The sequence below is a fragment of the Kribbella monticola genome (assembly GCF_003261635.1).
Taxonomy (GTDB): Bacteria; Actinomycetota; Actinomycetes; order Propionibacteriales; family Kribbellaceae; genus Kribbella; species Kribbella monticola.
This window is the reverse complement of the sequence record NZ_QFXK01000009.1, coordinates 348,133-374,042: the sequence shown is the minus strand read 5'-3', so window position 1 is coordinate 374,042 and position 25,910 is coordinate 348,133. Positions and strand designations below refer to the sequence as shown.

The 25,910-nt window shown below is 68.9% G+C and carries 19 protein-coding genes; 3 read left to right on the top strand and 16 right to left on the bottom strand.

What is annotated here, in order from left to right; all coding sequences use genetic code 11:
* Window positions 1-40 precede the first annotated feature (40 nt).
* Entirely contained in the window at window positions 41-946 is a 906-nt protein-coding gene (locus DIZ26_RS05330) for an XRE family transcriptional regulator (RefSeq protein WP_112238281.1), read from the top strand.
* A 79-nt stretch (window positions 947-1,025) separates the two neighbouring features.
* Here the strand turns inward: DIZ26_RS05330 and DIZ26_RS05325 are convergent, their stop codons facing one another.
* On the bottom strand, window positions 1,026-1,574 hold the full coding sequence (locus DIZ26_RS05325; protein ID WP_157979591.1) for a flavodoxin: 549 nt from the start codon (window positions 1,572-1,574) through the stop codon (window positions 1,026-1,028).
* Window positions 1,575-1,785: 211 nt separating this feature from the next.
* Between DIZ26_RS05325 and DIZ26_RS05320 the strand changes: the two genes are divergently transcribed.
* Together DIZ26_RS05320 and DIZ26_RS05315 are read left to right on the top strand one after the other, a co-directional pair.
* Window positions 1,786-3,861: a M6 family metalloprotease domain-containing protein gene (locus tag DIZ26_RS05320; RefSeq protein ID WP_198675904.1), complete on the top strand. Its 2,076-nt coding sequence runs from the start codon at window positions 1,786-1,788 to the stop codon at window positions 3,859-3,861.
* Between the two features lie 176 nt (window positions 3,862-4,037).
* Window positions 4,038-6,092 carry a phosphocholine-specific phospholipase C gene (locus DIZ26_RS05315; protein WP_112238277.1) on the top strand — a complete coding sequence of 685 codons (2,055 nt, stop codon included), beginning with the start codon at window positions 4,038-4,040 and terminating at the stop codon, window positions 6,090-6,092.
* Window positions 6,093-6,117: 25 nt separating this feature from the next.
* On the opposite strand, the gene DIZ26_RS05310 is transcribed toward DIZ26_RS05315, so the two are convergent.
* The 15 genes from DIZ26_RS05310 to DIZ26_RS05240 form a co-directional block, all read right to left on the bottom strand.
* Complete coding sequence (locus DIZ26_RS05310) at window positions 6,118-8,784, bottom strand: ATP-binding protein (protein ID WP_232828165.1); 2,667 nt, start codon at window positions 8,782-8,784, stop codon at window positions 6,118-6,120.
* Between the two features lie 5 nt (window positions 8,785-8,789).
* Complete coding sequence (locus DIZ26_RS05305; protein ID WP_112238273.1) at window positions 8,790-9,965, bottom strand: DUF6923 family protein; 1,176 nt, start codon at window positions 9,963-9,965, stop codon at window positions 8,790-8,792.
* A 131-nt stretch (window positions 9,966-10,096) separates the two neighbouring features.
* Window positions 10,097-10,864, bottom strand: a complete 768-nt coding sequence (locus DIZ26_RS05300) for a bestrophin-like domain (RefSeq protein WP_112238271.1) — start codon at window positions 10,862-10,864, stop codon at window positions 10,097-10,099.
* Complete coding sequence (gene ispH / locus DIZ26_RS05295) at window positions 10,861-11,799, bottom strand: 4-hydroxy-3-methylbut-2-enyl diphosphate reductase (RefSeq protein WP_112238269.1); 939 nt, start codon at window positions 11,797-11,799, stop codon at window positions 10,861-10,863. The genes DIZ26_RS05300 and ispH overlap by 4 nt, the downstream gene beginning before the upstream one ends.
* Before the next feature lie 14 nt (window positions 11,800-11,813).
* Entirely contained in the window at window positions 11,814-12,863 is a 1,050-nt protein-coding gene (locus tag DIZ26_RS05290; protein ID WP_112238267.1) for a family 2 encapsulin nanocompartment cargo protein polyprenyl transferase, read from the bottom strand.
* Window positions 12,864-12,873: 10 nt separating this feature from the next.
* Window positions 12,874-14,253 (bottom strand): family 2B encapsulin nanocompartment shell protein, encoded by a 1,380-nt coding sequence (locus DIZ26_RS05285; RefSeq protein WP_112238604.1) that lies wholly within the window; start codon window positions 14,251-14,253, stop codon window positions 12,874-12,876.
* Between the two features lie 11 nt (window positions 14,254-14,264).
* Window positions 14,265-16,514 (bottom strand): terpene synthase family protein, encoded by a 2,250-nt coding sequence (locus DIZ26_RS05280; RefSeq protein WP_112238265.1) that lies wholly within the window; start codon window positions 16,512-16,514, stop codon window positions 14,265-14,267.
* Between the two features lie 3 nt (window positions 16,515-16,517).
* Entirely contained in the window at window positions 16,518-17,939 is a 1,422-nt protein-coding gene (locus tag DIZ26_RS05275; RefSeq protein WP_232828153.1) for a family 2B encapsulin nanocompartment shell protein, read from the bottom strand.
* Window positions 17,940-18,416: 477 nt separating this feature from the next.
* Window positions 18,417-19,418: an alkaline phosphatase family protein gene (locus DIZ26_RS05270; RefSeq protein WP_112238261.1), complete on the bottom strand. Its 1,002-nt coding sequence runs from the start codon at window positions 19,416-19,418 to the stop codon at window positions 18,417-18,419.
* Between the two features lie 56 nt (window positions 19,419-19,474).
* A complete protein-coding gene (locus DIZ26_RS05265; RefSeq protein ID WP_112238260.1) occupies window positions 19,475-20,392 on the bottom strand; it encodes a decaprenyl-phosphate phosphoribosyltransferase in 918 nt (305 codons plus the stop codon).
* A complete protein-coding gene (locus tag DIZ26_RS05260; protein WP_157979589.1) occupies window positions 20,389-21,516 on the bottom strand; it encodes a hypothetical protein in 1,128 nt (375 codons plus the stop codon). The genes DIZ26_RS05265 and DIZ26_RS05260 overlap by 4 nt, the downstream gene beginning before the upstream one ends.
* Before the next feature lie 48 nt (window positions 21,517-21,564).
* Entirely contained in the window at window positions 21,565-22,290 is a 726-nt protein-coding gene (locus DIZ26_RS05255; RefSeq protein WP_157979588.1) for an SDR family NAD(P)-dependent oxidoreductase, read from the bottom strand.
* A complete protein-coding gene (locus DIZ26_RS05250; RefSeq protein WP_157979587.1) occupies window positions 22,287-23,657 on the bottom strand; it encodes an FAD-binding protein in 1,371 nt (456 codons plus the stop codon). Before DIZ26_RS05250 ends, DIZ26_RS05255 begins: the two co-directional genes overlap by 4 nt.
* Before the next feature lie 22 nt (window positions 23,658-23,679).
* A complete protein-coding gene (locus tag DIZ26_RS05245) occupies window positions 23,680-24,834 on the bottom strand; it encodes a glycosyltransferase family 4 protein (RefSeq protein WP_112238252.1) in 1,155 nt (384 codons plus the stop codon).
* A complete protein-coding gene (locus DIZ26_RS05240) occupies window positions 24,831-25,841 on the bottom strand; it encodes a lysylphosphatidylglycerol synthase transmembrane domain-containing protein (protein WP_112238250.1) in 1,011 nt (336 codons plus the stop codon). Before DIZ26_RS05240 ends, DIZ26_RS05245 begins: the two co-directional genes overlap by 4 nt.
* Window positions 25,842-25,910: the final 69 nt, after the last annotated feature.

Genomic DNA, 25,910 nt, shown 5'->3' with positions numbered 1-25,910 from the left:
TTTACACTGACGCCGGACCAGGCCTTTGCGAGGGATCACCATGACCGAAGCGCGGTTCCACGTCCCGGACGTCAGCCCGGACGCGCCCTTCGCGGACGCCCTCCGGACCGCGATCGCGAACCGCGGGCTCGCCCTGAACCGGATCCAGGCCAAACTCGCCTGCCGCGGGCTGCACGTCGGCGTCGCCACGCTCAGTACCTGGCAGAACGGCAGCCGCCATCCCCGGCCGGGCTCGCTGGCCGTAGTCACCGCGCTCGAGGAACTGCTGGACCTCCCGGCAGGCTGGCTGGCGGTCCGCATCCCGCCGGCGCGACCCGAGTCGCCCGCCGACGATCCGCCGTACGCCGTCGTCGACTACGCGCCGACGCTGGCCCGCCTGCTGAACGAAGTACGGCGGGACGCCCACGGGCGGTTGCGCGGTGTCACCGTGGTCGAGGAGATCATCCTCGGCGCGGATCACAGCGTGACGTCGAAGCGGGTCGTGCAGACGCTGGTCGCGGTGAAGGAAACCGACCGGCAGATCGTCGTCCACCAAGGCGAGCCGGGCTGCGACGTCACGCTCATCGCGCTGCGCGGCGTGACCGGCTGCCGGACCGGCCGGATCGCCCGCGACCCCGACGACGGCGCCGTACTCGGCGAACTGCTGCTCGACCGGATGCTGGCGGTCGGCGACACCGCGGTCGTCCGCTACGAAGTCGAGGACCGCAGCGGGATCGAGTCGCAGCAGTACTACCGCTTCCACGAATGGCCCGGCACCCACTACGTGCTCGAGGTGCAGTTCCACCGCGAAGCGCTGCCGGTCCGCGTCAGCGAGTTCCGCCGCCACCACTCCGGCGGCGAAGACATCGCCCGCCGAGAACTGATGATGACCCCCGACAACCGAGTCCACGTAGTAGCCCCCGCCGTACCCCGAGGCCTCATCGGCATCGACTGGGAATGGGACTAGCACACCCACGCGCAACCGGAGGCAGGCTTCTCTTCCCGCAGGCGAAAGTGATCCGTCGTACAGGGTGGACGGTGTGAAGTCAGCCCGTGTGGCCGGCGGTGCGGCGGTAGGGGGCGGGGCCGGGGTTGCGGAGTTTTTCCAGGGCGGCGGCGAGGTCGTCGCCCCAGCGGCGGGCTCGGGCGGCTTCGCCGATGGCGAGGGTTTCGGTGGCGTCCTTGAGCCAGAAGCTGTGCGGCGTGGAGACCAGGGTGTAGCCGCGTTTGGCCAGCAGGGTGGCGGCGCCGTTCGCTGCCGAACCGGGCAGGCGGCGACTGTGCATCGGGCGGGTGTCGAACGCGGCGGCGGCGAGATTGGCCGAGCCGGTCAGGCCGCCGAGCCACTTGCGCAGACCGCTGTCCGGCGTCGGCACCGGGCGGTCCGCGGTCGGCCGGGTGCTGCCGAACGCCTGCGGCGCACCGCCGATGATCAGCAGCGCCACGGATCCGTACAACTGCTCCGGTGCCTTGCTCACCTCGACGATCTCGATCATCAGGTCCTTGCCGATCCCCTTGCCGATCTCCTCGGCGACCAGCCGGGTCGATCCGGCCAGGGACTCGCACACGATAAGAGCTTTTGCTTTGCCGGACATAGAGGCACCTCAGGTGCTGATCGGGGAGAGCCGGCAGGACGATCGCTAGCTCCTTTGACCGTACGGCAACCACGAACCGCGATGTGCACCGGGGCAGCCAGGGCCAGCAGCTGATCGGCTGAGACAGGCCGGATCGACTGTCGTCGCCCGGCCGCGCAGGGCAAGCTGTCAGGAACCGTTCTCCCGCCCTCGTAGATCGGATCTCCGCCCCGTGAAACTCCACCTCCCGTTGCGGCTGATCGCAGTACTCGCCGCAGTGTCGGTCCCCAGTCTCGCCCTCGCGGCACCGTCGCCCTCGAAGCCGGATCCGGCCAACGCCTGGCAGTACGACCACTGGCCGCAGACCCAGCCCTGGCAGCAGTCGGCCTCACCCGCCCGGCTCGCAACCTCGACCTCGCCGATCGACCCGCAGCACTGGGTCAACCCCGACCAGATGACCTGGTCCGACTACAAGCAGCCGCCGGGAACGAACTGGGCGGACCCGAGCAAGACCGGGTCGGTCCGCACCTTCAAGGGCGCCCTGGTCGTGGTCGACTACCCGAACCAGCCGTTCGTCATCACGCGGCCGAAGCACTCGACGCCGTTCGGGAATCCGAGCGCCGAGGCGAACGGCGTACCGCGCGACCAGGTGCCCGCGTTCTATCGGGACTTCCTGAACAAGCCCGGCGCGCTCAACCGCGGGCACACCATCCACGAGTACTGGATGGAGGACTCGGGCGGCCGGTACGGCGTACAGCTGACTGCTTTCGGGCCGTACCGGATGCCTGGCAAGTCGCACGAGTACGGCATGGAGTTCCAGGGCGGGACCGCCTGCCCGGCCGGGGACAACTGCAACCGGAACATCCGCACCGACGCGCGCGCGGCGTGGGTCGCCGATGTCGGCACCGAGGTTCCGGCCGGCTTCGACTTCGTTTACTACCTCGGCGCAGGCCAGGACGAATCGTCGACCTGGCAGGAGTTCGGGCCGATCAAGTTCCCGACCAAGGAGGACGTCACCGACGACTTCGGACCGCCGGACCCGAGCCTGCCGAACTGGTCGAAGACCCGGTACGTCGAGTGGACCTCGTGGGCCTCCGGTGCGTCGCTGTGGCCGAACGCGGGTGGCGGCTCGACCACGCAGGCGGAGAGCTCCGGCATGTCGACGTACGCGCACGAGTTGAGCCACGTGCTGGGGATCGGGGACAACTACAACAACCCGTTCGGCGTACCGGCGCAGCGCGACTACTCCGGTCCGTGGGAGATGCTCAGCCGCGGCACGTTCAACGGGCCGGGCGGTCCACACAGCCGCTGGATGATCCCGGCGACAGGCGGCTCGTCGATGGGCGCGCAACACATGCTGCGCAACAAGATCAAGCTCGGCATGGTCGACGAGAAGAACGTACTCCGGCTGAACCGTGAGGCGCTCGCGCAGTCCGGTGTGGTCGTCGCCGATGTCACCGCCCGCGAGATCGAGCCGGGCGCCACCGGGTTGTCAGGCATCAACGTCCAACTGGGTGGCGGCGATCTGGCGCCGCCCTGCGACGTGAAGACCGACCCGATGTGCGACGGCCGCGGCTACAACAACTACACCGTCGAGGTGGTCGACCGTGTCGGTACCGATTCCTTCACCCCGGACTCGGGAGTGCTGCTGGCGAAGACGAAAGACGTCGACGCCGCCCCGTTCGAGTGGGTGATCGACGCCAACCCGCAGAACATCGGGATGACCGACTACGTACTCCCCGACGGCACCAAGGTCCCGATCACGATCGGCGACTACCGCCAACTGTCGGATGCACTGTTCCACGCGGGGACGAACTCGGGCAGTGAGTACGAGTACGTCGACGCGGCCAACCGGCTGCACTTCTACATCACCAACGTGCACCGCGACGGCACGGGCGTCCTCTCGTACACGGTCGCGATCAAGTCTCTCGACGGAGCCGGGCCCGCGCGGCGCGGCGTACGGGTGCTGCCGACGGTCGGCGTACCGGCTCAGGGCGTGGCCACCTGCACCTTCCCGCTGATTAATACGGGCAAGGCCGCGGCACCAGCCGGTCGGCATCCGGAGGACGTCAGCAGCTACCTCAATGCAGACGTCTACCGCCTGTCCGCCAAGGCAACCGGCCGCGGCTGGTCGGTCAACCTCCCGAACGCCCTTGCGACCGCCAAGACAGGCCAGAGCATCCGCGTCCCGGTCCAGGCTCTCCACACCTCCACCGCAGCCCCCGTAGGCCGCATCACCCTGACCGCGACCTCGGAAAGCGACCCGACCAAGATCTCCACCGCCACCTGCCTCAGCATCGCCAAGTAGGGCCACCTGCGTCCCCGAGCCCTCCCCGGGGACGCAGAGCGGTTGCCGAGCGCTCTGCAGAAAAGTGTTCATTTGATCTTGTTCGGCGCATTCTCGCGCGTTAAGGTCCGAGGCGCGCACGCGAAGCACCATGCGCACTGAACACTCCGACCGTCCCGCCCACGAGGAGCTCAGTCATGCCAGACCTGAACCGCCGGCGATTCCTCCAACTGGCCGGCGGCAGTGCCGCTCTGGCCGCGATGTCGAACAGCATCGAGCAGGCGGCCGCGATCCCGCCGCATCGGCTCAACGGCGACATTACCGACGTCGAGCACATCGTCGTACTGATGCAGGAGAACCGTTCGTTCGACCACTACTTCGGCACCCTCAACGGGGTTCGTGGGTACGGCGACCCGCGGCCGGTCACGCTGCCGAGCGGCAAGTCGGTCTTCCACCAGACGAACGGTGGCAAGGAAGTCCTGCCGTTCCGCCCGGACGCCGACAACCTCGGCCTGCAATTCATCCAGGATCTCGCGCACAGCTGGCCGGACGGGCACCGCGCGTTCAACAACGGCAAGTACGACCAGTGGGTGCCGGCCAAGACGTCCACGACGATGGCGTATCTGACCCGCGGGGACATCCCGTTCCACTACGCGCTGGCGGACAAGTTCACCATCTGCGACTCGTACCACTGCTCGTTCATCGGCTCGACGGACCCGAACCGGTACTACATGTGGACGGGCTACACCGGCAACGACGGCACCGGCGGCGGTCCCGTCCTCGGCAACGACGAGGCCGGCTACGGCTGGACGACGTACCCCGAACGGCTGGAGCAGGCCGGCGTGTCCTGGAAGATCTACCAGGACATCGGTGACGGTCTCGACGCCGCCGGCAGCTGGGGCTGGATCGACGACGCGTACCGCGGCAACTACGGCGACAACTCGCTGCTCTACTTCAACAACTACCGCAACGCTGCACCCGGCAACCCGCTCTATGACAAGGCCCGGACCGGTACGAACGCGAAAGCCGGCGACGGCTTGTTCGACCAGCTGCGCGCCGATGTGAAGGCGGGCACGCTGCCGAAGATCTCCTGGATCGCGGCGCCGGAAGCCTTCACCGAGCACCCGAACTGGCCGGTGAACTACGGCGCCTGGTACATCTCCCAGGTCCTCGACGCGCTGACGTCGGACCCGGCCACGTGGAGCAAGACCGCACTCTTCATCACCTACGACGAGAACGACGGCTTCTTCGACCACATCGTCCCGCCCTTCCCACCCGGCTCGGCGAACCAGGGCCTGTCCACGGTCAACGTCCAGCCCGACCTGTTCCCCGGCAGTTCGAAGTACGCCGCCGGTCCGTACGGTCTCGGCCAGCGCGTTCCGATGCTCGTGCTGTCGCCGTGGAGTACCGGCGGCTTTGTCTGCTCCGAGACGCTCGACCACACCTCGATCATCCGGTTCATGGAACGGCGCTTCGGCGTCCACGAGCCGAACATCTCACCCTGGCGGCGGGCGATCTGCGGCGATCTCACTTCGGCTTTCGACTTCAGCGGCTTGTCCACGACCGTCGGTCGGCTGCCCGACACCTCGGCGTACCAGCCTCCGGACCACGACCGGCACCCCGACTACGTGCCGACGCCACCGGCGGTCGGCAAGCTGCCGGTGCAGGAGCGCGGCCGTCGCCGTACCAGGCCGTTGCCCTACGCACCCAGTGTGGACGGTACGGCGGTGCCGAGCACCGGCAAGTTCACCTTGACCTTCGCCTCGGGGACCAAGGCGGGCGCGCAGTTCCTGGTCACCTCGGCCAACCGCACCGACGGCCCGTGGACCTACACGACCGAGGCGGGCAAGACCTTGGCCGACTCGTGGAACACCGCCTACTCCAACGGTGTCACCGACCTCACCGTCTTCGGTCCGAACGGCTTCCTGCGCACCTTCAAGGGCAAGCCGGTCGCCGGTCCGGAGGTGAAGGCGCGGCACAACGGTGCCGACGGCAACCTCGACCTGACCCTCACCAACAGTGGTAGCGGCCCGGTCACCTTCACCATCACGAACGCCTATGACGGCCGCACGAAGGTCCTGAAGGTCCGCGCCGGCGCCACGGCGTCGTACAAGGTCGACCTCGGCTACACCAGCCGCTGGTACGACGTGTCCGTGGTCGTTGCCAACGACAACAGCTTCCTGCGCCGCTTCGCCGGCCATGTCGAAACCGGCAAGCCCGGCGTCAGCGACCCGGCCATCATCACCGCCTGACGTCGACCGCCGCTCGCTCCTCTCCTCATTCTGTGACGAGAGGAGCGAGCGCGTGCCGGGAGCGCACCTCGAGTTTGCGCATCGCCCGGGAGAGATGGTCTTCGACCGTACTGACCGACAACGACAACGCCGTCGCGATGCCGTTGTTGCTCAACCCTCTCGCGGCCAGCCGGGCAACCTCCAGTTCCCGCGGCGACAAGGCCATGCCGTAACCGCGCCGGCCTCGTCGCGACGGCACCTGCACACCGGCCTCGCGAAGAGCATCGCGACACCTCCGCGCATCGCCGCGAGCACCAAGCGTCTCGTACGCCGCCGCCATCGCCACCAGCTCCTCCGGCTCACCCGCCGCGAGCAGACACAACCCGCGTCCTTCCAGCGCGGCGTACTGGTCGTACTTGCGCCCGATCACCTCGTACTCCGTGGCGGCCTGCCCGAACAACTCGGCGGATCCGGCCAATCCGGCACGGACCATCGTCGCCGCCGCCCGGCTCGCTGGTGCATCTCGCCCGGCGATGGCTGACGCGAACTCGGCCGCCAACCGCTCGGCTTCCGCACGCCGCCCAGCCTGAACCATCACCGCGCAGGTGGCGATCATCAACTCACCCGCCCAAGCCCAGCCGTCCTTCCGCCGAATCACGGCGACGCAATCCTCCAAGACATCCAGCTCCGCCAGGCCACGTCGGCCCAAAGCCGCCAGTGCTGCCGCGCGCACCGTGATCGGCCCGCTGATCGTTGCCCCGATCACCGCCTCGAGTACTTGCTTGCCTCCAGCAACGTCGCCCTGGGCGAGGCGATACTTGCCGTCGACAAGGTCGACCTCGGTCTGCACCAACGGCAGCACGGCCGCATCCGTCCGTGCCCGTGACAACCGCTCGGCCAATCCGCCCCACTCCCCCGCCGCGAACGCCACCCGCATTCGGATCCCCGCACCAGCAGCCGGCGGGAACCGCTCCCATCCCGCGGTGGCCCGCTCCAGCAACGCAGTACTGCGCCTGTCGTGCCCCAGCCACGCCAGCCCACTCGCCGCTTCCGCGCCCACCTCCTCAACTCCTTCCGTACTTCCTGTCGCCAACCGGAACCGCGCTCGATTCACCCGTACTGCGTGCTTCGCGTCCGCGTCGTGATCCTGCTGCAGGTCCCCCAGCAACCGCTCCGCGTCGTCGAGCCGCTCGCGGTGCTCGCTGATCTCCTCGTCGCCGAAGAACGGCACCGCAAGCGCCGAGGTCGCCCAGGCTGCTCCCGCCGGATCGCCGGCGAGTTCGGCAGAAGCCGCTGCGAGTTCGCGACGCCCGGCGCGGACATCACCACCTCTTTCGTGCAGCAACAGTCCTAGCGCGAGCCGCAATCGGCCACGCCGTCGACCCGGCCGGGTAGCCTCCGCCAAAATCGCGCTCATCGTCTCCACCGCGTCCTGCCAGCGCAGCCCAGCCGAAACCGCAGTACCGAGCTTCACCGCGAGCCGCGCGCGATCCGCCCACGGCAGTGCCTCAACTCGGAGCATCTCGGTCAACTTCTCGACGGCACTCTCGTTGTCCTGGGCAACCATCAGTTGATCGACCGCGGTCTCGGCGTGCGTCAGCCACTCGCCGATCAGTCCACCCAGCCGGAAGTGCTCCGCAATCCGTGCGTGCGGCGGTGGCTCCGTCGCAGCCAACGCAGTGGCCGTACGCCGATGCAGCCGGCGCAACTCGTCCGGCGGGATCGTCTCGTACACCGCCCGCTGCGCCAGCGTATGGCGCAGGTCGTACAGGCCGGGCCCTTTCTGGCCCAGCAGCCCCCGAGCCAGCCCGACATCGACCGCTTCCACCAACTGCGCTCCGGATGTTTCGGCGATGATGCCGAGCAGGGTGTCCGGAGCTGATGAGTTCAGCACGGCTGCCGCGCAGACCACCCGCCGGCAGGCATCGGGCACTTGCTCCAGCCGGATGCTCACCGAAGCCCGCACCGCGACCGGCGTACGCGCCTCCTCCACCGCACGAGCAATCGCCGGAGGCTCGAGCGGACCATCGGCCGACAGGTCGCGCAGGAGCTCCTCGAGAACGAACGGCAGCCCGCCCGTCCGCTCCAGCAAGTTGCGGACCAAGGAAGGAGGCAACGATTCCACTCCGAGCAACTCGGCAGCGAGCTCGTGGACCGCGGACGCCCCGAACGGATGCAGGCGCACTTCTGTCGTCCGTGTCCCCACGGGTACGCAGCCGGCCAGCGCGGTGATCTCGCCCGGTTGCGGCGTCTCCTCGGGCCGATAGGTCCCGATCAACTGGAGATCGCGAGGCAGTCTGCCGGCCACGAACCGCAACAGCTGCAAGGTCGCTGGATCGGCCCAGTGCAAGTCCTCGATCACCAGCACCGTCGGCCCGAGGCTGGTCAGGCTCTCGATCAAGCTGGTCCAGGCCTGGTACCGGGCGATGCGAGGCTCGGCGCCGACGGCGAGGAACTTGCTCAGGGCATCGATGCCTCGGAAGGCTTCCGCCAATGCCGCCAGCGGGGCCTGTTCCTGCAGTGGATGGCAGTGACCGGTCAGCCAGTGGACCTGTTCGCGAGCCAGCTCCGCAATGAGCCGACTCTTGCCGACGCCCGCTTCTCCGACCACCAGCGCCAGGGCCGGTGCGGTGCGCAGAGCCGCGCGCAGCACTCGGAGTTCCTGCTCGCGGCCGACCAGCCTGGCAAGCTCCTGCCGCGCCGGCCCCACCATCACGCTCACCGCCGCATCCTGCGTTGGGCAGCCATCGCGGCCCCGCCGGTGAGCACGACCAGCAGCGTCGCTATCGACCAGCGGCGTAGTACCTGAACGGTGTGGTCCATCGGCTTCGGCGTTGCCGCTGCCTGCGGCGCGATGCTGATCACGGCCGGCGACGGGAGCACGGACGGTCGTGCCGGCGGGCCTGTCGGCATGTCCGGAGGTGGTGGCAGGAGCTGCCGGTGGGACGGTCGTGGCGCCGGGGTCGGACTCAGCGTGGGTGTCGGCGCCGGCGTCGGCGTGGGTGTGCGAGCCGGCTTCGGAGTCGGCGGGTGACTCGGAGGCGGTGTCCGGCTCGGAGTCGGCGGGTGGCTCGCGGTCGGCGGGTGGCTCGCGGTCGACGGGTGGCTTGGGGGCGACGGCAACGTTGTGGGCGGCGCGGTGGGTGGCGGCGGGGTGGTGGGTGGAGGTGGCGGCGGCGCCTGCCTGAGGCAACCGGCCGCATCGCTGCCGGCCACGGCGCTCCACGACGTCAGCTCAGTACTGGACCCGTCGAAGCCGATTCGGAACACCCGGGTTCGCTGCCCGTGGCCGGTGTGGATCGCGACCACCGATCGCGCATCCGTCATCACCACCGACGTGTAGGAGTCCTGGGCGGGCACTCCTGGCACCGAGGTGACAACCTGGGTCATCCCCGTCCGCGGATCGATGCTCACCACCTTCGCGACGGCTCCGAACGTGGAGACCCCGTACAGCAACCCGTCGCCGGGCGAGACCGCGAAGTCGTCCACCGACATCGTCAGCCAGACCGGCGACGGCCGGACCACCCGCAAGACGTGCTTGTACGTCGGACTCGCGGGATCGATGTCCATCGTGAACAACCGGTGCTGATCGCGCAGGTACAGCCGCGACCCGGCGACCGCCCCGGCCGTCGGATCCGCGATCCCGCCGACGCCTTCGCGCACCGGCCCGAGATCCGCTACGGCGCCGCGCCGATCGATGGTCACCAGATGCGGCCGGCGTCCGAGCCACCCGTGCCGGTCCCGCCCGGCGATCCCGTACGCCAGGTCCTGGTCCCGCGCATACCCCAGGGCGTTGACCTGGTAAGCGAGCTGCCCCAGCTCCGTGCTCCGTCCGGAGGGCAGCTCGACAACCGACAGCACCGACAACGAGTTGTTCGCACTGGACCGGACCACCAGGAAAATCGCACTCCGAGGCCGCTGACGACCGGCCAACCACCATCACCGTCGCCAGCGAAGCCAGAAGCAACGCGGCCGATCCCGCGAGCGCCCGTCGTACGGGCTGAGGCCGCCACGACGCCCGAGCACTAGCCACCACGGCTCAATCGGCTGAGGGCGGACACGAAGGCGTCCGGCCCGACGCTTGCCCCGCCACCGAACGGGTTCTGCAGCTGGTAGATCGCGAACAGCAACAGCCCGATCGCGCCGGACAGCATCGAGACGATGATCGCGTACGAGTAGACGCCCGGGCCGCCGAACATGAACATCAGGGCCACCGACATCAGGCTGCCGACGGCGATGGCGAACCAGACGACCGAGCTGACCCCGCTGCCACTCGAGTTCAGCCGGACCTGTCGCGCCTGGTACACGTTCCAGACCTGCTGAGCCGCGTCGACGCGGGCGTTCTCCTGCCGCTCGGTGGTCGTTCGCGCGTGCTCGACCTCGTTCTGCAGGTTCGACAGCAGTTGCCAGCCGCTGTCGCCGACCGGCCGGCCGGACTTCATCGCGGGCCACTCCTGCTGCGAGACGATCGTCGCGTACGACGTGGTCAGCTCCTGCACCTTCGATCTGGCCGGCTCGGCCAGCGAGTCGCTCGCCCATTGCACCGCGACCAACGCGTTCGCCTCGTCGTACGTCGTGTCCTGCGCCTTGTCCATCGCGTCGAACAGCGAGATCAGCACGAACGCCGCGATCACCACGTTCACCCCACCGACCACGGTGAAGACCTGGCCGGCGACCTCGTTGTTCGCCACCCTCCCTTCGCGATGCCGCGCCTTTCGCAGGACGACGGCGAGGACCGCTGTCAGCACCATCACGCCGACGACCCAGAACAACCCACTGAGATAGAGATTCATCGGCTCTCCCGCACCGCGGACGGCAACGTGAAGTGGACGGTCTCTCGCGTGAGCTCCCGCTCGACCACCTCGACCGGTCCGAGCTGACCCAACAACTCCACCACTTCATCGACCAGCCTGGGCGGGGCCGACGCCCCAGCGGTCAGCCCGACCACCCGTACGCCGTCCAGCCACTCACCTCTGATCCCGCCGGCATCATCGATCAGGTACGCCGGGGTGTCGCGCCGGCGGGCAAGTTCCACCAATCGCCGGGAGTTCGACGAGTTCGCCGAGCCGACCACCAGAACCAGGTCGGCCTCGTCCGCGATCGCCGCGAGCGCTTCCTGCCGGTTGGTGGTGGCATAGCAGATGTCGGCCGACTCCGGCCCGCGCAAGCCGCGAAACTTGTTGCGTAGGGCATCCAGTACCGCAGACGTCTCGTCCACTGCGAGCGTGGTCTGGGTCAGGTAGGACACACGCTCCGGATCGTCTACTTGCAGCGCGGCGACGTCCTCGACCGTTTCCACCAGCACGGTCCGGTCCCGGGCCTCGCCCAGCGTTCCTTCGACCTCTTCGTGGCCCGCATGCCCGATCAGCACCACGGTGTCCCCGCGAGCGGCGTACCGGCGGGCCTCGGCGTGCACCTTGGTCACCAGCGGGCAGGTCGCGTCGACCACGTCGAGCCCCCGGCGGTCCGCCTCGTTGCGGACCGCCGGGGCGACGCCGTGCGCCGAGAAGACGACGGTCGCGCCGTCCGGGACACCGTCCAGCTCGTCGACGAAGACCGCGCCCCGACGTTCGAGGTCAGCGACGACGTGGGTGTTGTGGACGATCTGCTTGCGCACGTAGACGGGGCCGGGCCGGTGGGCGAGCAACTGCTCGACCACTTCGATCGCGCGTTCGACACCGGCGCAGAACGAGCGTGGCGAGGCCAGCAGGATGGTGCGTTTCGGCATTGGTTCCCCCCATTTCAGTGATCACGACGAGTCGCCAGTCGCGCCAGTTGCTCCAGCCCGGCCGCGGCCGCGGCAGTCGAGCCGGCGGACGCCAACTCCCCCAGCGCGGACAACAGCAACGCATCGGCCTGGGCGTGGCTTTGCTCCCTTGCTCCGGTCCTCTCGATCAGGTCGGCCGCGCGCCCGAGCTGCTCGTCCGACAACTCGTCGCGCTGTTGGTAGAGCGCCGCCAGCTCGCGGGCCTCCGCCGTTTCGGAGGTCAGCGCGGCGACCGCGGGCAGCGACTTCTTGCGGCGGCGCAGGTCGGAGTGCACCGGCTTGCCGGTGACCTTCGGGTCTCCCCAGATCCCGAGCAGGTCGTCGGTGTACTGATAGGCCAGCCCGAGATCCTCACCGAACAACCGCAAGTGGTCGACCTGGTCCGGCCGTCCGCCACCGAAGAGCGCACCCAGCGCGCTGGAACAACCCAGCAGCGCCCCCGTCTTCAACTGCGCCATCCGGACGCACTCCGCCATCACCACGTCGTCTCGGGTCTCGAAGTGCGAGTCCGCCAACTGCCCGTCGACCAGCTCCTGAACCGCGGAGCCCAGCATCCGGGCCGCGTCGTCGGCCCGCTGGTTCCCGCTGTTGACCAGGACGTCGAACGCCAGGCTGAGCAAGGCGTCTCCGGCCAGGATCGCGGCACCGAGACCGAACACCGACCACGCGGTCGCCCGATGTCTGCGCGTGGTGTCGCAGTCCATCACATCGTCGTGCAGCAAGGAGAAGTTGTGCACCAGTTCGACTGCGACCGCGGCGGGCACGGCCGACTCCGGCGTACCGCCGACCGCCTCGGCCGACAGCAACGCCAGCGCCGGGCGCAAGGCCTTGCCACTGTCGGCGTGCGCCGCCGTACCGTCCTCGTCCTCCCAGCCGAAGTGGTAGTTGGTGATCCGCTGGGTCGCCAGCGGCATCCCTCCTACCGCTTCGCGAAGAGCCGGTTCGACCTGCTGCCGGCTCCAGGCCAGTACTTCGGACGCCGAACGCGCGCCGGCTTGCCGCCCTGCCTCTTGAAGAGTGGACATCGCATGCTCCTCATCCACCGAGTTCGACGTTTTCCAGGACACCGAGGGCATCCGGGACGAGCACAGCCACCGAGTAGTACGTGCTGACCAGGTACGAGGTCACGGCGTTGGAGTTGATGCCCATGAAGCGCGCGTTCAGCCCGGGCTCCACCTCATCGGGCAGACCGGTCTGACGTAGCCCGATCACGCCTTCGTCGTCGAGCCCGGTGCGCAGGACCAGCACCGAGGTGGTGTTGGTCGGGGAGATCGGGATCTTGTTGCAGGGCAGGATCGGTACGCCGCGCCACGCGGTCACCCGCCGGCCTTCGAGCTCTACCGTCTCCGGGTAGACACCGGCGGTGGTGCACTCGCGGCCGAAGGCGGCGATCGCCTTCGGATGGGCGAGCAGTAGCCGGGGTTTGCGTCGCCTGGTCAGGAGTTCGTCGAAGTCGTCGGGGGTCGGTGGTCCGGTCCTGGTGTAGATGCACTGCTTGAAGTCCGCGTTGTGCAGCAGGCCGAAGTCGCGATTGTTGATCAACTCGTGTTCCTGCCGCTCGCGGAGCGCCTCGATGGTCAGCCGGAGCTGCTGCTCGGTCTGGTCCATCGGCTTGCTGTAGAGGTCCGCCACCCGGGTCTGCACTCGCAGGATCGTCTGGGCGACGCTCAGCTCGTACTCGCGCGGCGCGGGATCGTAGTCGACGAAGGTGCCGGGCAGGTCCTCCTCGCCCGCGTGTCCCGAGCTCAGCGCGATCTCCGCCTCACCCGCCTTGTTCTGCGGCGGCTTCGGCCTGGCCCGGTACTCGTCGAGATGGTCGCGGAGCGAGTCGGACCGCCGCAGCAGGTCGTCGAAATCGTCCCGGCTGAGTCTCAGCACCGTGCACCGGGTCGTCGCCTTCGCCGTGAACTCCCAGAGGTTCTCCGGCGGTTCGGTCAGCAGCTGCTCGCCGAGATAGTCGCCGTCGGCAACTGTTCCGAGGTCGGTGTTGTTGCCGTACTCACCGATGCCGGTCAGTCCGACCTTGCCGTGGGCGATCAGCACGATGTCGTCCACCCGGCTGCCGAATTCCGTGATCACCTGGCCGGCGTCGTACTCCTGCTGCCGGAACCGCCCGGCCAGCGCGGCGAGCACCTCCTCGTCGGCATACTCCCGCAGCGGCGGCAGTTCGGTCAGCTCGGCGGGGATCACCTGTACTTCGGCGCCGGTGGCCGAGAAGCTCAGCCGACCGTCGCCGACCGCGAAGGTGGTCCGCCGGTTCACCCGGTAGGTGCCGCCCTGCGTCTCCACCCACGGGAGCAGCTTGAGCAGCCAGCGAGGCGAGATGCCCTGCATCTGCGGGACCGACTTCGTCGTACTGGCCAGCTTCCGCGCCGCCGCGGTACCGAGGCTGAGTTGGGGTTTCGCTGTGTCCACGTCGGATCCGATCACCGTGCACCGTCCGTTCTGCGCGCGCCCGCGGCCGTTCCCGCGAGCTGTCTGCTGAAGTGGTGGATCCTGGCCGCCGACGTACCCAATCCGGTCGGGCCGCTCGGAACCGTCGTGACCGGCTTCCCGGCCCGGCGCAGCAGCGACGGCTCGTCGTACCGGTCGCAGCCTCGGTGCCAGACGAGGATGCCGGACATCCAGTTCTGCAGCTCCTCGGCGTAGCCGGTCAACGTACGGCGTACTTCGTCGGACACCCCGAAGTCGTCGAACATGGTCGGCAGGTCGACGGTCACGAGCTGCTCGAACTGCTGCATCCGGGCGGTCATCAGGTTGTTCACCAGGCCGAGAGCGGTGCCCCTGTCGCAGCCGAGGAAGTTCTGCACCACCAGCACGGCGTTGTGGAACTCACCTTCGAACTGGATCTCCTTCTGGTACGAGAAGACGTCGTTCAGCAGGCAGGCGTAGTCCGCGGCCGAGTTCTCCATCGCCCGGACCACCCGGGACCGGTAGATCTCAGCCGGCACCGAGCGGCCGTGGCCGATCCGGCACAGACTCATGGTGAGATCCGAGCCGAACGTTCTCCGGCGCATCTCCAGGTAGTCGACAGGGTCGGGGATCCGGTTCTGGAACTGGTTCGCCAGCTCCCACAACCAGCTGTCGGTCATCGTGTCGACCGCCGCCCGGAAGGTCCGCCGGTCCTCGAGCGTCATCGGGGCGGCCGTTCGCACCCAGAGATCGAAGAGAGCGCGTTCCAGGCCGTTCACCGGCACCGGCGTCGGCGAGGAATCGACCGGCATGAATTCCGACAATCGCCGAGTGGTCGCCTTCGCGCCGGCCAGGTCCTTGGTACGGCCGAACACCACCGGGTAGTAATCGTCGGCGTACGTCCCCCAGGCGAGCCAGCCGCTGGCTAGGTCGAGCTCGTCCGGAGTCGCGCCGGGGTTGATTCCGGCCGCGCACAGCGGCAGGTCGAATCCCTTGAGCATCTCGGTATTCCAGACCACGCCATCGGTGATCCCGATGCGCTCGCCCCACTCCAGCAGGTTCTTCCGCGCGGATTCGAGATGCGGGTTGAGCTTCGCGGCGTACGGGAGATAGAACTCCGGCAGCGGTGTCTCCCCCACGACTTGATGCGGCACGAAGCTGTGACTGCGGATCCGGTACGGCGCCGTCGACACCAGTGACGACAGGATTCGCGCGGCCGCAGTACCCAGTCCGGTCGGGCCGCCCAGCGTGTTCGCCGCCTTGCCGCCTTTGTTCATGTAGCGGCTCGACCGCAGGTGCCACTCGTGCCCACCGGACTGCCAGTCCTGCAGACCTTTCACATACGCCAGGACGTCGAGCCGGCCCTGCGGATCGACCTGGTGTTCCTCGAGCAGGGGCGGGATCTCGGTCACGGCCGTGTTCTCGAACTGGTGCAGCCGCGAGGTCAGGATGTCGTTCACCAGGTTCGCGGCTTGTTGCGGTGGGCAACCGAGAAAGCGCTCCACGACCAGGACGCCGTTGTTCACCTCACCCTCGGTCTCCACCTCGCGCTGGTAGGAGAAGAGGTCGTTGCGCAGGTGCACGGAGTCGGAGAACGTGTCGCTGAGCACCCGCATCGGCCTGGTGTCCGCGATCTCCACCGGCACCTCGGCGTTCACGGCGTACTCGACCAGGTTGGCCGACCACGGCGCCCCGCCGACCTTGCGGCGCATCTCGACGTACTCGATCGGGTTGGCGATCCGGCCGGTGCTGATGTTGGTCAGCTCCCAGAGCGACTCGGCCAGCAGAGCCTCCGTCGTACCGACGAATCGCCGGCGCCAGCCCGGTGACATCGACGGCACGGTGCGGTTCCAGAGATCCACGAGGCCGCGCTCAACCGGGTTCTCGGGCTGCGCTGTGATCGGCCCCTCGATGGGCATGAAGAGGGGCAACCGATCGAGATAGGCCTTCGCGCCGGCGAGGTCCTGGGTCTTCTTGTAGAGCTCCAGGAAGTGGTCGTCGAAGTAGAAGACCCACACGTACCAGTCGGTGACGAGGTCGAGCGCCGGCCCGGGCGCGTCGGGATGGGTGTAGGCGCAGAGCAGCGCGTAGTCGTGACTGTCGAAGTCGCGCTCGTCCCAGATCGCCTTGCCCTGCTGGGGAACGTCGATCATGTCGAACTCGTGGGCCCAGGCCTTGCTGTGCGCCCGGGCTCCTTCCAGGTGAGGGCTGATCCTGGCCGGATAGGGCACATAGAAGTCGGGCAGCTCGTACGGCTGCGCCATGGTCTAGCCTTCCCTGCCGATCTCGACACCTTCGAGGATGCCGAGCGCGTCGGGGACCAGGACCGCAGCGGAGTAGTAGGCGCTGACCAGGTAGTTGATGATCGCCTTCTCGCTGATGTTCATGAACCGCACCGACAGCCCGGGCTCGAGCTCGTCGGGCAGCGTGGTCGGCTGCAGCCCGATCACGCCCTGGCTGGCCTCGCCCGTGCGCATCAGCATGATCGAGCTGGTCCGGGTGTCGCTGATCCCGAGCTTGTTGCAGGGAAAGATCGGTACGCCGCGCCAAGCGGGCAACCGGTGACCCCCGAAGTCGACGCTGTCCGGGTAGACGCCCGCCTTCGTACACTCCCGGCCGAACGCCGCGATCGACCGCGGATGGGCCAGGAAGAAGGCTGGCTCCTTCCACACCAGGCTGAGCAACTCGTCGAAGTCACCGGGCGTCGGCGGCCCCGAGCGGGTCGGGATCCGCATGCCGAGGTCCGCGTTGTGCAGCAGCCCGAAGTCGCGGTTGTTGATCATCTCGTGTTCTTGTCGCTCGCGCAGCGCCTCGACGGTCAGCCTGAGCTGCTGCTCGGTCTGGTCCATCGGGTGGTTGTAGAGATCCGCGACCCGGCTGTGCACCCGCAGTACGGTCTGGGCGACGCTCAGCTCGTATTCGCGTGGCGTCGTCTCGTAGTCGACGTACGTGCCGGGCAGCTCCGCTTCACCTTCGTGGCCGGCGGCCAGCTCGATCGCGGCCTCGCCGTACTCGTCCTTCGGCTGCTCGGGGCTGTTGCGGAAGTGCTCGATGTGCCGGCGCAGGCTCTCGGCCTGGCCGACGAGTTCCTCGAACGAGTCCTGCGAGAGCGTGAGCAGCGTGCACGGCGTGATCGCCTTGACGGTGAACTCCCAGAAGTCGTCCGACTCCAGGACGGCCCGGTAGGTGAAGTGGTCACCGTCGACGAGTGTCTCGAGCACCGACTCGTCGCCGTACTCGCCGACGCCGATCTTGTTCACCTTGCCGTGCGCGATCAGGCAGACCTGGTCGGCCGGACGGCCGCGCTCGACGATGACGTCGCCGGGCTGGAACTCCTGCTGGACAAAGCGATCCGCCAGCGCGGACAGCACCTCGACGTCGTCGTAGCTGCGCAGCAAGGCGAGTTCGCACAGCTCCTGCGGGATCACCCGGACCTCGGATCCCGTGGTAGTGAAGGTGACCCTGCCGTCGCCGACGGCGTAGCTGAGCCGGCGGTTCACCCGGTAGGTACCACCACCGACCTGCACCCAGGGCAGCATCTTCAGCAGCCAGCGCGACGTCTTGCCCTGCATCTGCGGCTCGGACTTGGTCGTCGTCGCCAGGTTCCGCGCGGCCGCGGTGCCCAGGCTCAGTTGCGGTCGCTGCCCAGAGGCGTCGACGTCCGACGAGGCCGGCTCGGTCAAAGTCACACTACCCACCACCATTCGCTCGCTTGTTCACAGTGCGGTTCGGAGACGCAGGGTGGCTCCGGGCAGGCGTCAGCACGCCGGCGGTCCCCCGCGCACGGCTCAGGGCAGGCAGGGGTGAGTGTCCCCGTGCCACCAGAAGTGGTTGATTCAGCTCATTCGGACGATCGGTCGCTGACGTGCAGGCGTCCTTGAAGAACCCCCCGGTCGGACCACAGACCCCGGCGCCCAGTTCGCCCTGCGTCCCACCTTGCGACCGTTACATCACACACCGTAACCGAGGCCGCACCAGTGCCGTCAAGACGCGCACCCCTGCAACTTTTTCCAAACCTTCCAAACCCCCGAAACAATGCCCGACGGCCACGCATCAATTCGCCGAGCTGCCCGGAATCCAACGAAAAATTGCCCCGGGCAACCGCACCGCAAGCCTGGGCGACGACCTGTTGTGGAATCGATACCAACGAACAGGCCGCCGATCGGTCAGTGCGTCAGGCCGAGGGTGGTGTAGAGGTCGGGGGCGTTGGCGGCCTCGCGCAGGGGTGGGGCGGAGACGAGGGTGGAGACGGCCTTGCTGGTGGCGGTGTGGTCGAGGCGGGTGTCGACGACCAGGTGGTGCAGGGACGGGTTGACGGCGACCATCAGGACGCGGTTGCCGGCGTGCTTGTCGTCCTCGTCGAACGTGACCAGGACAAGCAAGTGGCCGGAGGTGAAGTCAGGGCCGGCCAGCAATGGCCCGAACCAGGTCTTCATCCACGTATTGGCCGAGTCGAGCGGGCAGTCGTGCGCGTCGTCGCACAGGTTCGGCGCCAGGAAGCCGAACGTCGGCAGGGTCCCGTTCGCGACGTCGTCGTGGAACTCCCCCGCTTCCGGAGTCCCCGCCGGTACGTCGTACTGCTGGCAGCCCTGGCGCTCGGTGTCCGAGACGAAGTAGAGCCACGGGTTGTGCCGTACGGCGTACGTGTCGTGCTTGCCCTGCTCGAGCTGGCAGTTCGACTTCATGTCCTCGGCGTAGGTCTTCGCGATCTCGCCGGCCGCGAGGACCTGGCCGAAGACCGACTGGCCCGGCAGTTTGTGCGCAGCCGGCGAGCGGTCGTCGCGGATGCCGAAGGTGGAGCCGCCGGCCAGCGTGAGGTAGTTCGGCAACGACGGGTGCGCCATCGCGTAGTACCGGGCGGCCGTCGCGTACTTGTCCGCCAGCCCGGCGAGGTACGGCATGCCCTTGACCGTCGCGCAGGCGTTCTTGTTCTCCAGGACCACCACCAGGAGCTTGGTGATCTTGGCCGGGTTGATCGGCGGCGCGACCGGCTGACCGGGCGCGGCCGGCGGACACTTGTCGTCCTTGCTGGTCACCTCGGCCTTCGGTGCACTCGGCGACGGCGCCGGAGCCTGCGAGCCCTGGGTGGCGGCATGTGCGCCGCAGGCGACCGCTGTCGCGATGAGCGCGGCGACGACGCCGCCTCGGATCAGATCCTGCAAACCCATATGTCCCCCTCGAGATCCTTCGACGGTAGCCCCGTCCTGCTGAGAAGTCGCTGAGTTCAGGCCAGATAGAGGCCGGCCCCGACGAGCAGGGCCCAGAGGAACCCCGCGGCCAGCAGCACCCGGTCGCGGAAGATCTCGTGTTCGGGCAGTTCGCCGGAGCCGGTCGACACCAGCAGGCCGTAGCGGAGGAGTCCGGTGAGGAACGGCAGGAACGAAACCGTCAGCAGCTGCCGATAGACGTCATGACCGAGATATTGGAAGGCCCACAGCCCATAAGACATCGAGGCACCCAGCAGGGCCACCGTCATCAGCTGATCGAGCCATGCCGTCGAGTATGCCGCCAGGACCGGCCTGGTCTGCCCGTTGCCCGGGGGTGCGGCTCGCTCGGCCCGCCGCTTCCCCGCCACCAGGAACAACGCACCGAACAGCGAGACGAGCAGGAACCAGCTGGAAACCGGCACTCGTACGGCGGCCGCGCCCGCCGCTGCACGGAGTACGAACCCCAGGGCCACGATCACCACGTCGACGACCGCCACCTGCTTCAAGCCGTAGACATACAGCAGCTGTGAGCCGGCATAGCCGAAGCCGAGAAGGACGACCGGCCACCCCAGCGGTACCAGAGCCACCAGTCCCGCCAGGCCGGTCCCGACGGCCCAGGCGATGGCGAGCCGGGGACTGATCGTGCCGGCTGCGACCGGGCGGTTCAGTTTCCGCGGATGCCGGCGATCGTCGGGCGCGTCGCGGACGTCGTTGAGTGCGTAGACGGCCACGGACAGCAGGGTGAACGCCACTGCCGCCCAAGAGACTCGGATGAGGGCCGGGTACCGATCGATCACCCCGGCAGCGAAGGGCGCGGCGAACAGCATCGCGCCCTTGTGCCACTGCTGTGGACGGCTCAGTTGCAGCAACGCCCGCAGTCTCATCGACCGTCCGGTCGGCGGGGCGATCGAGGGCCCATCGCGGAGCGAGGTCATCGTGCCACGACGTAGAAGAAGTCACGCTGGTCGGAAGTGAGGTAGCGATCCGGGCCGGACGCCATCGACGCGAGCAGGCGCCGGCCGGTGACCCCGCCGGACGGTCCGGGTTGTTCGATGTCGAAACTGACCATCGCGGAGTGGATGTCGAGCTCCATGCCCTCCCGGATGCCCGCGTCGTGCATCGCGGCCGCCAGGGTCGCCAGGGTCAGGTGGTTGCCGGCCACGTAGATGAGGTTGCCTCGGGCATCGGTCCCGACGCCGGAGCGCCAGGTGTACTGGAACTGACTGCGAGCGCTCCCCCAACGGCCGCTGGCGTTGTCGGCAAGCCCGGCGGCGACGACTCCACCGGCGATCACCGGGTCCAGGTTCTGGCGTACCGCCGCGACATCCGGTGTCATCCGGACGGTCGAGTTCCAGGCTCCCACCTTGGCCGAGCCGTCACGAAGGATGACCAGCGACGCGCGCCCGTCGACCAGTGGAACAGCGGCGGACCGGGTGGTCCACCAGCCACCGTGGGCATCTTTCATCTTGAAGCCGGAGTTGAAGACCGCCACCAGTTTCGGATACACCGCGGACGGCACCGAGTAGCCGACCGGCGACGCCATTCCGACCACCGGCTCCCGCGTGCCCGGCATCAACCGGAGACCGTCCACCCCACGCGGGATCAGAGCCGCGGCGACGGTCACCGGCTGATGCGCCGGATCCGGCCGGAACCAGGTCGTCCACAGCAGTATCCGGCCCTTCGCATCCCGCCGGGCCGATGCCCAGGTCGCCTCGTGCGCGATGGGTGGCAACCCGCCCGGCCGGATCACCTCGGGTAACCGGGCCGCCGCCCGGCCGGCCCGCGAATCGGGCGCGGCGGCCGTGATGTCCTGCGGCCGCCCGGACGCGGGCGGTGCCTGATGGGAGTACCTCCAGGTCTCGATGGTGTCGATGAGCCTGCCACCGCCGTGGTCGCGGACCCACTCGACCGACCGGACGGCGAAGGTCGCGTTGCCGGGGTACGTGAGCGCCCGGACGTAGGAAACCACCGGTACGACGAGCAGCAGGCAGACGACGAGCGCGGCCCACCGCAACCGGCGCCGACGGCGCGCCCTCCGCAACGGGGGCTGGAGCTTCATGGCCCCAGTAGAACGATCCGGTGCTGAGAGGATCCGGAGAGCGTCCGATCAGCGCAGACTCGGCGGAACCAGGACACTGGGCAGCCGTCGCAGTACCCGGACCGCAAGGGCCGTCGTTCGCGGCACCCACACCACGACGCGGTGCCCCGGGATCGCGCGGGCAACCCGGCTCGCGACCTTCGCGGGCGTCGTCCACAGGGCCGGCCGGTCCAGGCCCTCGGTCATCCTCGTGGTGACGAACGCGGGCCGGACCACCAGGACCCGGACGCCGGCAGCCGCCGCCGCCGGGGCGAGCAGCAAAGCCGTCGAATCCGCCAGTTGCTTGCCGAGCGAGTACGCCATGACGGACCTTCTGGGCCGGGCGGCCGCGGCGGACGAGAGCAACACCAGTTGCCCCGAGCCCGCCGTACTCATCCGCAACACCAGGGCCTGGACGAGCACCGCCACGGCCAGGCCGTTCACGGCCAGCGAGTCGGCGAAGGAGGCCGCCGTCATCGTGCCGACCGCGATCACCACCAGACCGAGCCGATGCTCGGCGGTGAGATGTTCGAGCAGCGGGTCGATCCCGCCGAGCGGAAGCGATGCGTCGTACTGCGTGGTCGAGACCTGGTACCCGAGGTCCCGCAGCTGATCGGCATGCCGCCAGAGCTCTTCGCTCGGGCGGCCTGCCAGCACCACCCGGCGCGGTGGCGGCCCGAGCAACCCCGTCAGGACCGCGAAACCGAGTTGTGACGAACCGCCCACCAGCAAGGCGGTACCGGTGTCCGGGGTCACGGGAGCAACCGCAACCGTTGGGCCAGCGCCGACGTCAGCCGGTGGTCCGGATCCAGCCTGGCCCGGGTCCGGCGCCAGTCGTCCAGTCGTGGGTACATCCGTGGGATCAGTTCGGCGTCGACGACGGAGTCCTTGGCCAGATAGACGCGGCCACCGGCCTCGGCGACGATGCTGTCCACGACGCGCAGCGTGTCGCCGCCGTGAAGCCATCGGGCCGGCAGGTCGGCCGCCAGGGTCATCCCGGGAATCGGGAAGGACAGCGGCCCGGCCGTGCCGTAGCCCAGATTCTTCAGCGTGCTCAGGGCCGGCACCATCCGCCGCCCGATCAGGGTCGCGAGGACGTGGAACACCGAGGAGGCAGCGCCGACCGGGACTGCGAACTGGTACTGGATCAGTCCTTGCCGGCCGAAGGCTGCCGGCCAGGACCGGACCTGGTCGAGCGGACACCAGGCCGCGGCCAACGGCAGGATCCGCTTCTCCTCGGAGCCGGCCAGGTGCCATCTCGCCGCCGTCGCAGCGGCGATGGTGGGCCCGAAGACGACACCCGGCCCGGGCAGCGATCTGGCGGCCGGCCGGCCGGCCCAGTTGTCCAGCGGCGGCATCAGGTCGAGGGCCGGTGGAAGGTCGGTGACGAGCGCGGGACGCGACTCGTCGACGATGCCCCGGCCCAGCCGTCGCCCGGAGGCATGGGTGTCCAGCCAGGCGACCACGTGCAGGTCCGGGTCCAGTTCCTGCCTGGTCCGCGCCGCTTGCATCAACTCGACCGTCTCGTCCCATGAACGGGTCCGGGTCCGTCGCCGCAGGGCCCAGCCGGTCTGCATGCGCTGCAGCTGGATCGCGGTTCGCAGGATGACACCGGTCAGTCCCATCCCACCGACAGTGGCCCAGAAGCCGTCCGCGTCCTCACCCGGAGACAGGTGAACGACAACGCCGTCCGGCCGCAGCAGCGACAGCCACAGCACATGGAGACCGAAGGAGCCGCTGCCTGGATGGTTCTTGCCGTGCACGTCGCAAGCGATGGCACCGCCGACGGTGACGCCGGCGGTGCCGGGCACGACCGGTGGGAACCAGCCCTTCGGTAACGCTTCTCGGACGATGTCGGCCAGCGTCGCGCCCGCCTCCGCCACGATGACGCCGGTGGTCTGGTCGAACGACAGCACCTTGCACCGCGCGGTCATGTCCAGGAGGGTGCCTCGCTCCGGCAGTGCGGCGTCCCCATAGCTCAGGCCGGCTCCGCGAACGGTCAGCCAAGGTGCCGACCTGACTGCGCGGACAACGTCCTCCTCCGACAGCGGCCGCCGGACCAGGCACTGCCGATGCGTCGCTCTCCCCCAGCCCGAGAGGGTCACCCGGGGCTCGTCCGGCATCACGACGGCCGCCTCGCGGTGCTCATCGAGCCGGCTCCGTCGGGTGGTAGGCCTCGAAGTCCATGACATGCGACGTTAGGACCGAAGCGCTGAGCGCCGGCTGAGGAGCGAGCTGCCGGTAGAGCTGCAGATGCCTGCCGATCACGGTCTGCCAGGCCATGCCGGACGCCGTCCGCCGGTTGTGCGCCTGCATCCGATGCAGCCGGACCGGGTCCTTCAGCAGGTCGCCGGTGACGCGGGCCATCTCCGGATCGGAGTCGACGAGAAACCCCTCCAGTCCGGGGCGGACGAACTCACCGACGCCGCCCGACCCCATCGCCACCACCACCAGCCCGGCGCACCGTGCCTCCAGCGCCGCCACCCCGAACGATTCCAGCCTGGCCGGTGCGAGGAAGATGTCGGCGTCGGCGTAGAGCCGTTGGATCTCTTCTCGCCGCAGCCGGCCGGGGAGGTCGACCCAGTCCGCCAGGCCACGTCGTTCGACGGCTCTGGCCAGCGCCGGAGCCTTCGGGCCGCTGCCGATGATCACCGCCCGCAGGCGCAACTGGTCCGGCAGCTGCGACCGGACGTCCTGGAGAACCCGGAGCAAGGCGAGCGGGCGCTTGCGCCGTACCAGCCGCATCGTGCTGACCACCGTCAGCGTGCTGTCGCCGTGCCCGATCCGGCGCCACGGCACCGGATCGATGCCGTTGTGGAGGATCTCGACCGGGCGCCCGGGCAAGGTCCCTCGGAGTGACGCGGCGACCACCTCGCTGACCGCCGTCCACGACACCCGCCGGCCGAGCCGCGCGTCGAGGGCGGCCAGCAGCCGCGGAGCCAGCATCCCCCTGGCCGCCGGCAGCGAGTGCAGCGTGAGAACCGTCGGTACGCCGGCCGCCGCGCCGATCCGCGCCGCGCTCCACGCCAGTGGCGAGAAGAACGAGGTGTGCGCGTGAACGACGTCGTACGCCCCTGAGCACAGCTCGCGGTGGAGCCGGTCGATTGCCTCGGGCAACGGTATGTCGCCGATCGCCGGCAGCCGGAACACCGGGCCCTGATCGGGCTCTGCCGAACCGGTGAGAGTGAAGACGGCGACAGAGTGACCGGCCAGCCGCAACTGCGCCGCCAGGTCGTGAAGGTGCAGTTCGATGCCACCCAGGCGGGGCAGGTAGCAGTCGCTGACGAGCGCGATCCTCATCCGGCGCGCACCGGACGGCGATGGCAGACCAGCCAGACGGCCAGCGTCGTGCCGCCGACTGGTATCTCCAGCAGGTAGGTGAAACCGCGGAACAGCAGCAGCCCGGCGGTGACGAGGGGTGGGTCACCGCCGAGCGCCACCAGCGCCGCGATGGTGCCGACCTCGACGACGCCGGCACCTCCCGGCGTGACCGGGACGAGCGTCAGCAGTCGTTCGACCGCCAGCCCGGTGATCAGCAGCGGAAGCCCCAGCGAGGCTCCGACAGCTCGGAAGCAGAGCCAGAGCAGGACTGCCTGCAGGCCAAGGTAGGCGAGCATGCCAAGGCTCAGTGGACGCCAGCTGCGCCGGACGATGCGCAGAACGGACAGCCTCAACTCGGGGAGGGAGGACCCGAGACTCGATCGGCGGCCGGACCGGACCAGGCCGATGGCCCGGTCCAGCGCCCGGCCGGTGCGCTCGGCGACCGGCCCGCTGCCGAGAATCCAGAGGACGAGACCAAGTACTGCCAGCACCGGCAACAGGAGAAGGCCGGTCCACCCGGCCGGCAGCGCCGTCGTACTGCCGAGCGCCGGGCTGAGCGCCAGCGCGATGGCGACGACTCCGAGCTTGGCCAGCACGTTGACCAGGGTGGAAACCGCCAGAAAGGCTGCGAAGGCTGCTGCAGTGAAACCCCAGCGTCGGGTCATCGCGAAGTTCAGCCCGGTCCCGACCGCGCCACCCAACGGCAGCACGTTCGACACTGCACTGCCGGTCAGGCTCATCGTCAGGCCGCGCCGCTTGGTCAGACCGGGGAGCGATGCCGCCAGCACGAACGAGTGCGAGCACAACCCGGCGATCCACACGCCGCCGAGCAGCGCGAGCTCGAGCAGGGAGACCCTGGCCAGCGACCCGGTGACCAGGCGCCACGTCGTACCGACCGTGCGCGGCAGCAGCACGACAAGTCCCACCGTCGCCGCTGCCGCCAAGAGTGAGACGGCCACTCGCTGGGATGCGCCTGACTTCGCCATGTCGTCTTCTCGATCGGGGGCCGGTCTGTTCGACCCATCGTGGAAGGCGGGCGCTGAGAGACCGCTGAG

Coding starts and splice junctions, on each gene's coding strand:
- DIZ26_RS05330 (WP_112238281.1), top strand. CDS start 41: ATGACCGAAGCGCGGTTCCACGTCCCGGACGTCAGCCCGGACGCGCCC.
- DIZ26_RS05325 (WP_157979591.1), bottom strand. CDS start 1,574: ATGTCCGGCAAAGCAAAAGCTCTTATCGTGTGCGAGTCCCTGGCCGGA.
- DIZ26_RS05315 (WP_112238277.1), top strand. CDS start 4,038: ATGCCAGACCTGAACCGCCGGCGATTCCTCCAACTGGCCGGCGGCAGT.
- DIZ26_RS05310 (WP_232828165.1), bottom strand. CDS start 8,784: ATGGTGGGGCCGGCGCGGCAGGAGCTTGCCAGGCTGGTCGGCCGCGAG.
- DIZ26_RS05300 (WP_112238271.1), bottom strand. CDS start 10,864: ATGAATCTCTATCTCAGTGGGTTGTTCTGGGTCGTCGGCGTGATGGTG.
- ispH (WP_112238269.1), bottom strand. CDS start 11,799: ATGCCGAAACGCACCATCCTGCTGGCCTCGCCACGCTCGTTCTGCGCC.
- DIZ26_RS05290 (WP_112238267.1), bottom strand. CDS start 12,863: ATGTCCACTCTTCAAGAGGCAGGGCGGCAAGCCGGCGCGCGTTCGGCG.
- DIZ26_RS05280 (WP_112238265.1), bottom strand. CDS start 16,514: ATGGCGCAGCCGTACGAGCTGCCCGACTTCTATGTGCCCTATCCGGCC.
- DIZ26_RS05270 (WP_112238261.1), bottom strand. CDS start 19,418: ATGGGTTTGCAGGATCTGATCCGAGGCGGCGTCGTCGCCGCGCTCATC.
- DIZ26_RS05265 (WP_112238260.1), bottom strand. CDS start 20,392: ATGACCTCGCTCCGCGATGGGCCCTCGATCGCCCCGCCGACCGGACGG.
- DIZ26_RS05260 (WP_157979589.1), bottom strand. CDS start 21,516: ATGAAGCTCCAGCCCCCGTTGCGGAGGGCGCGCCGTCGGCGCCGGTTG.
- DIZ26_RS05250 (WP_157979587.1), bottom strand. CDS start 23,657: ATGCCGGACGAGCCCCGGGTGACCCTCTCGGGCTGGGGGAGAGCGACG.
- DIZ26_RS05245 (WP_112238252.1), bottom strand. CDS start 24,834: ATGAGGATCGCGCTCGTCAGCGACTGCTACCTGCCCCGCCTGGGTGGC.
- DIZ26_RS05240 (WP_112238250.1), bottom strand. CDS start 25,841: ATGGCGAAGTCAGGCGCATCCCAGCGAGTGGCCGTCTCACTCTTGGCG.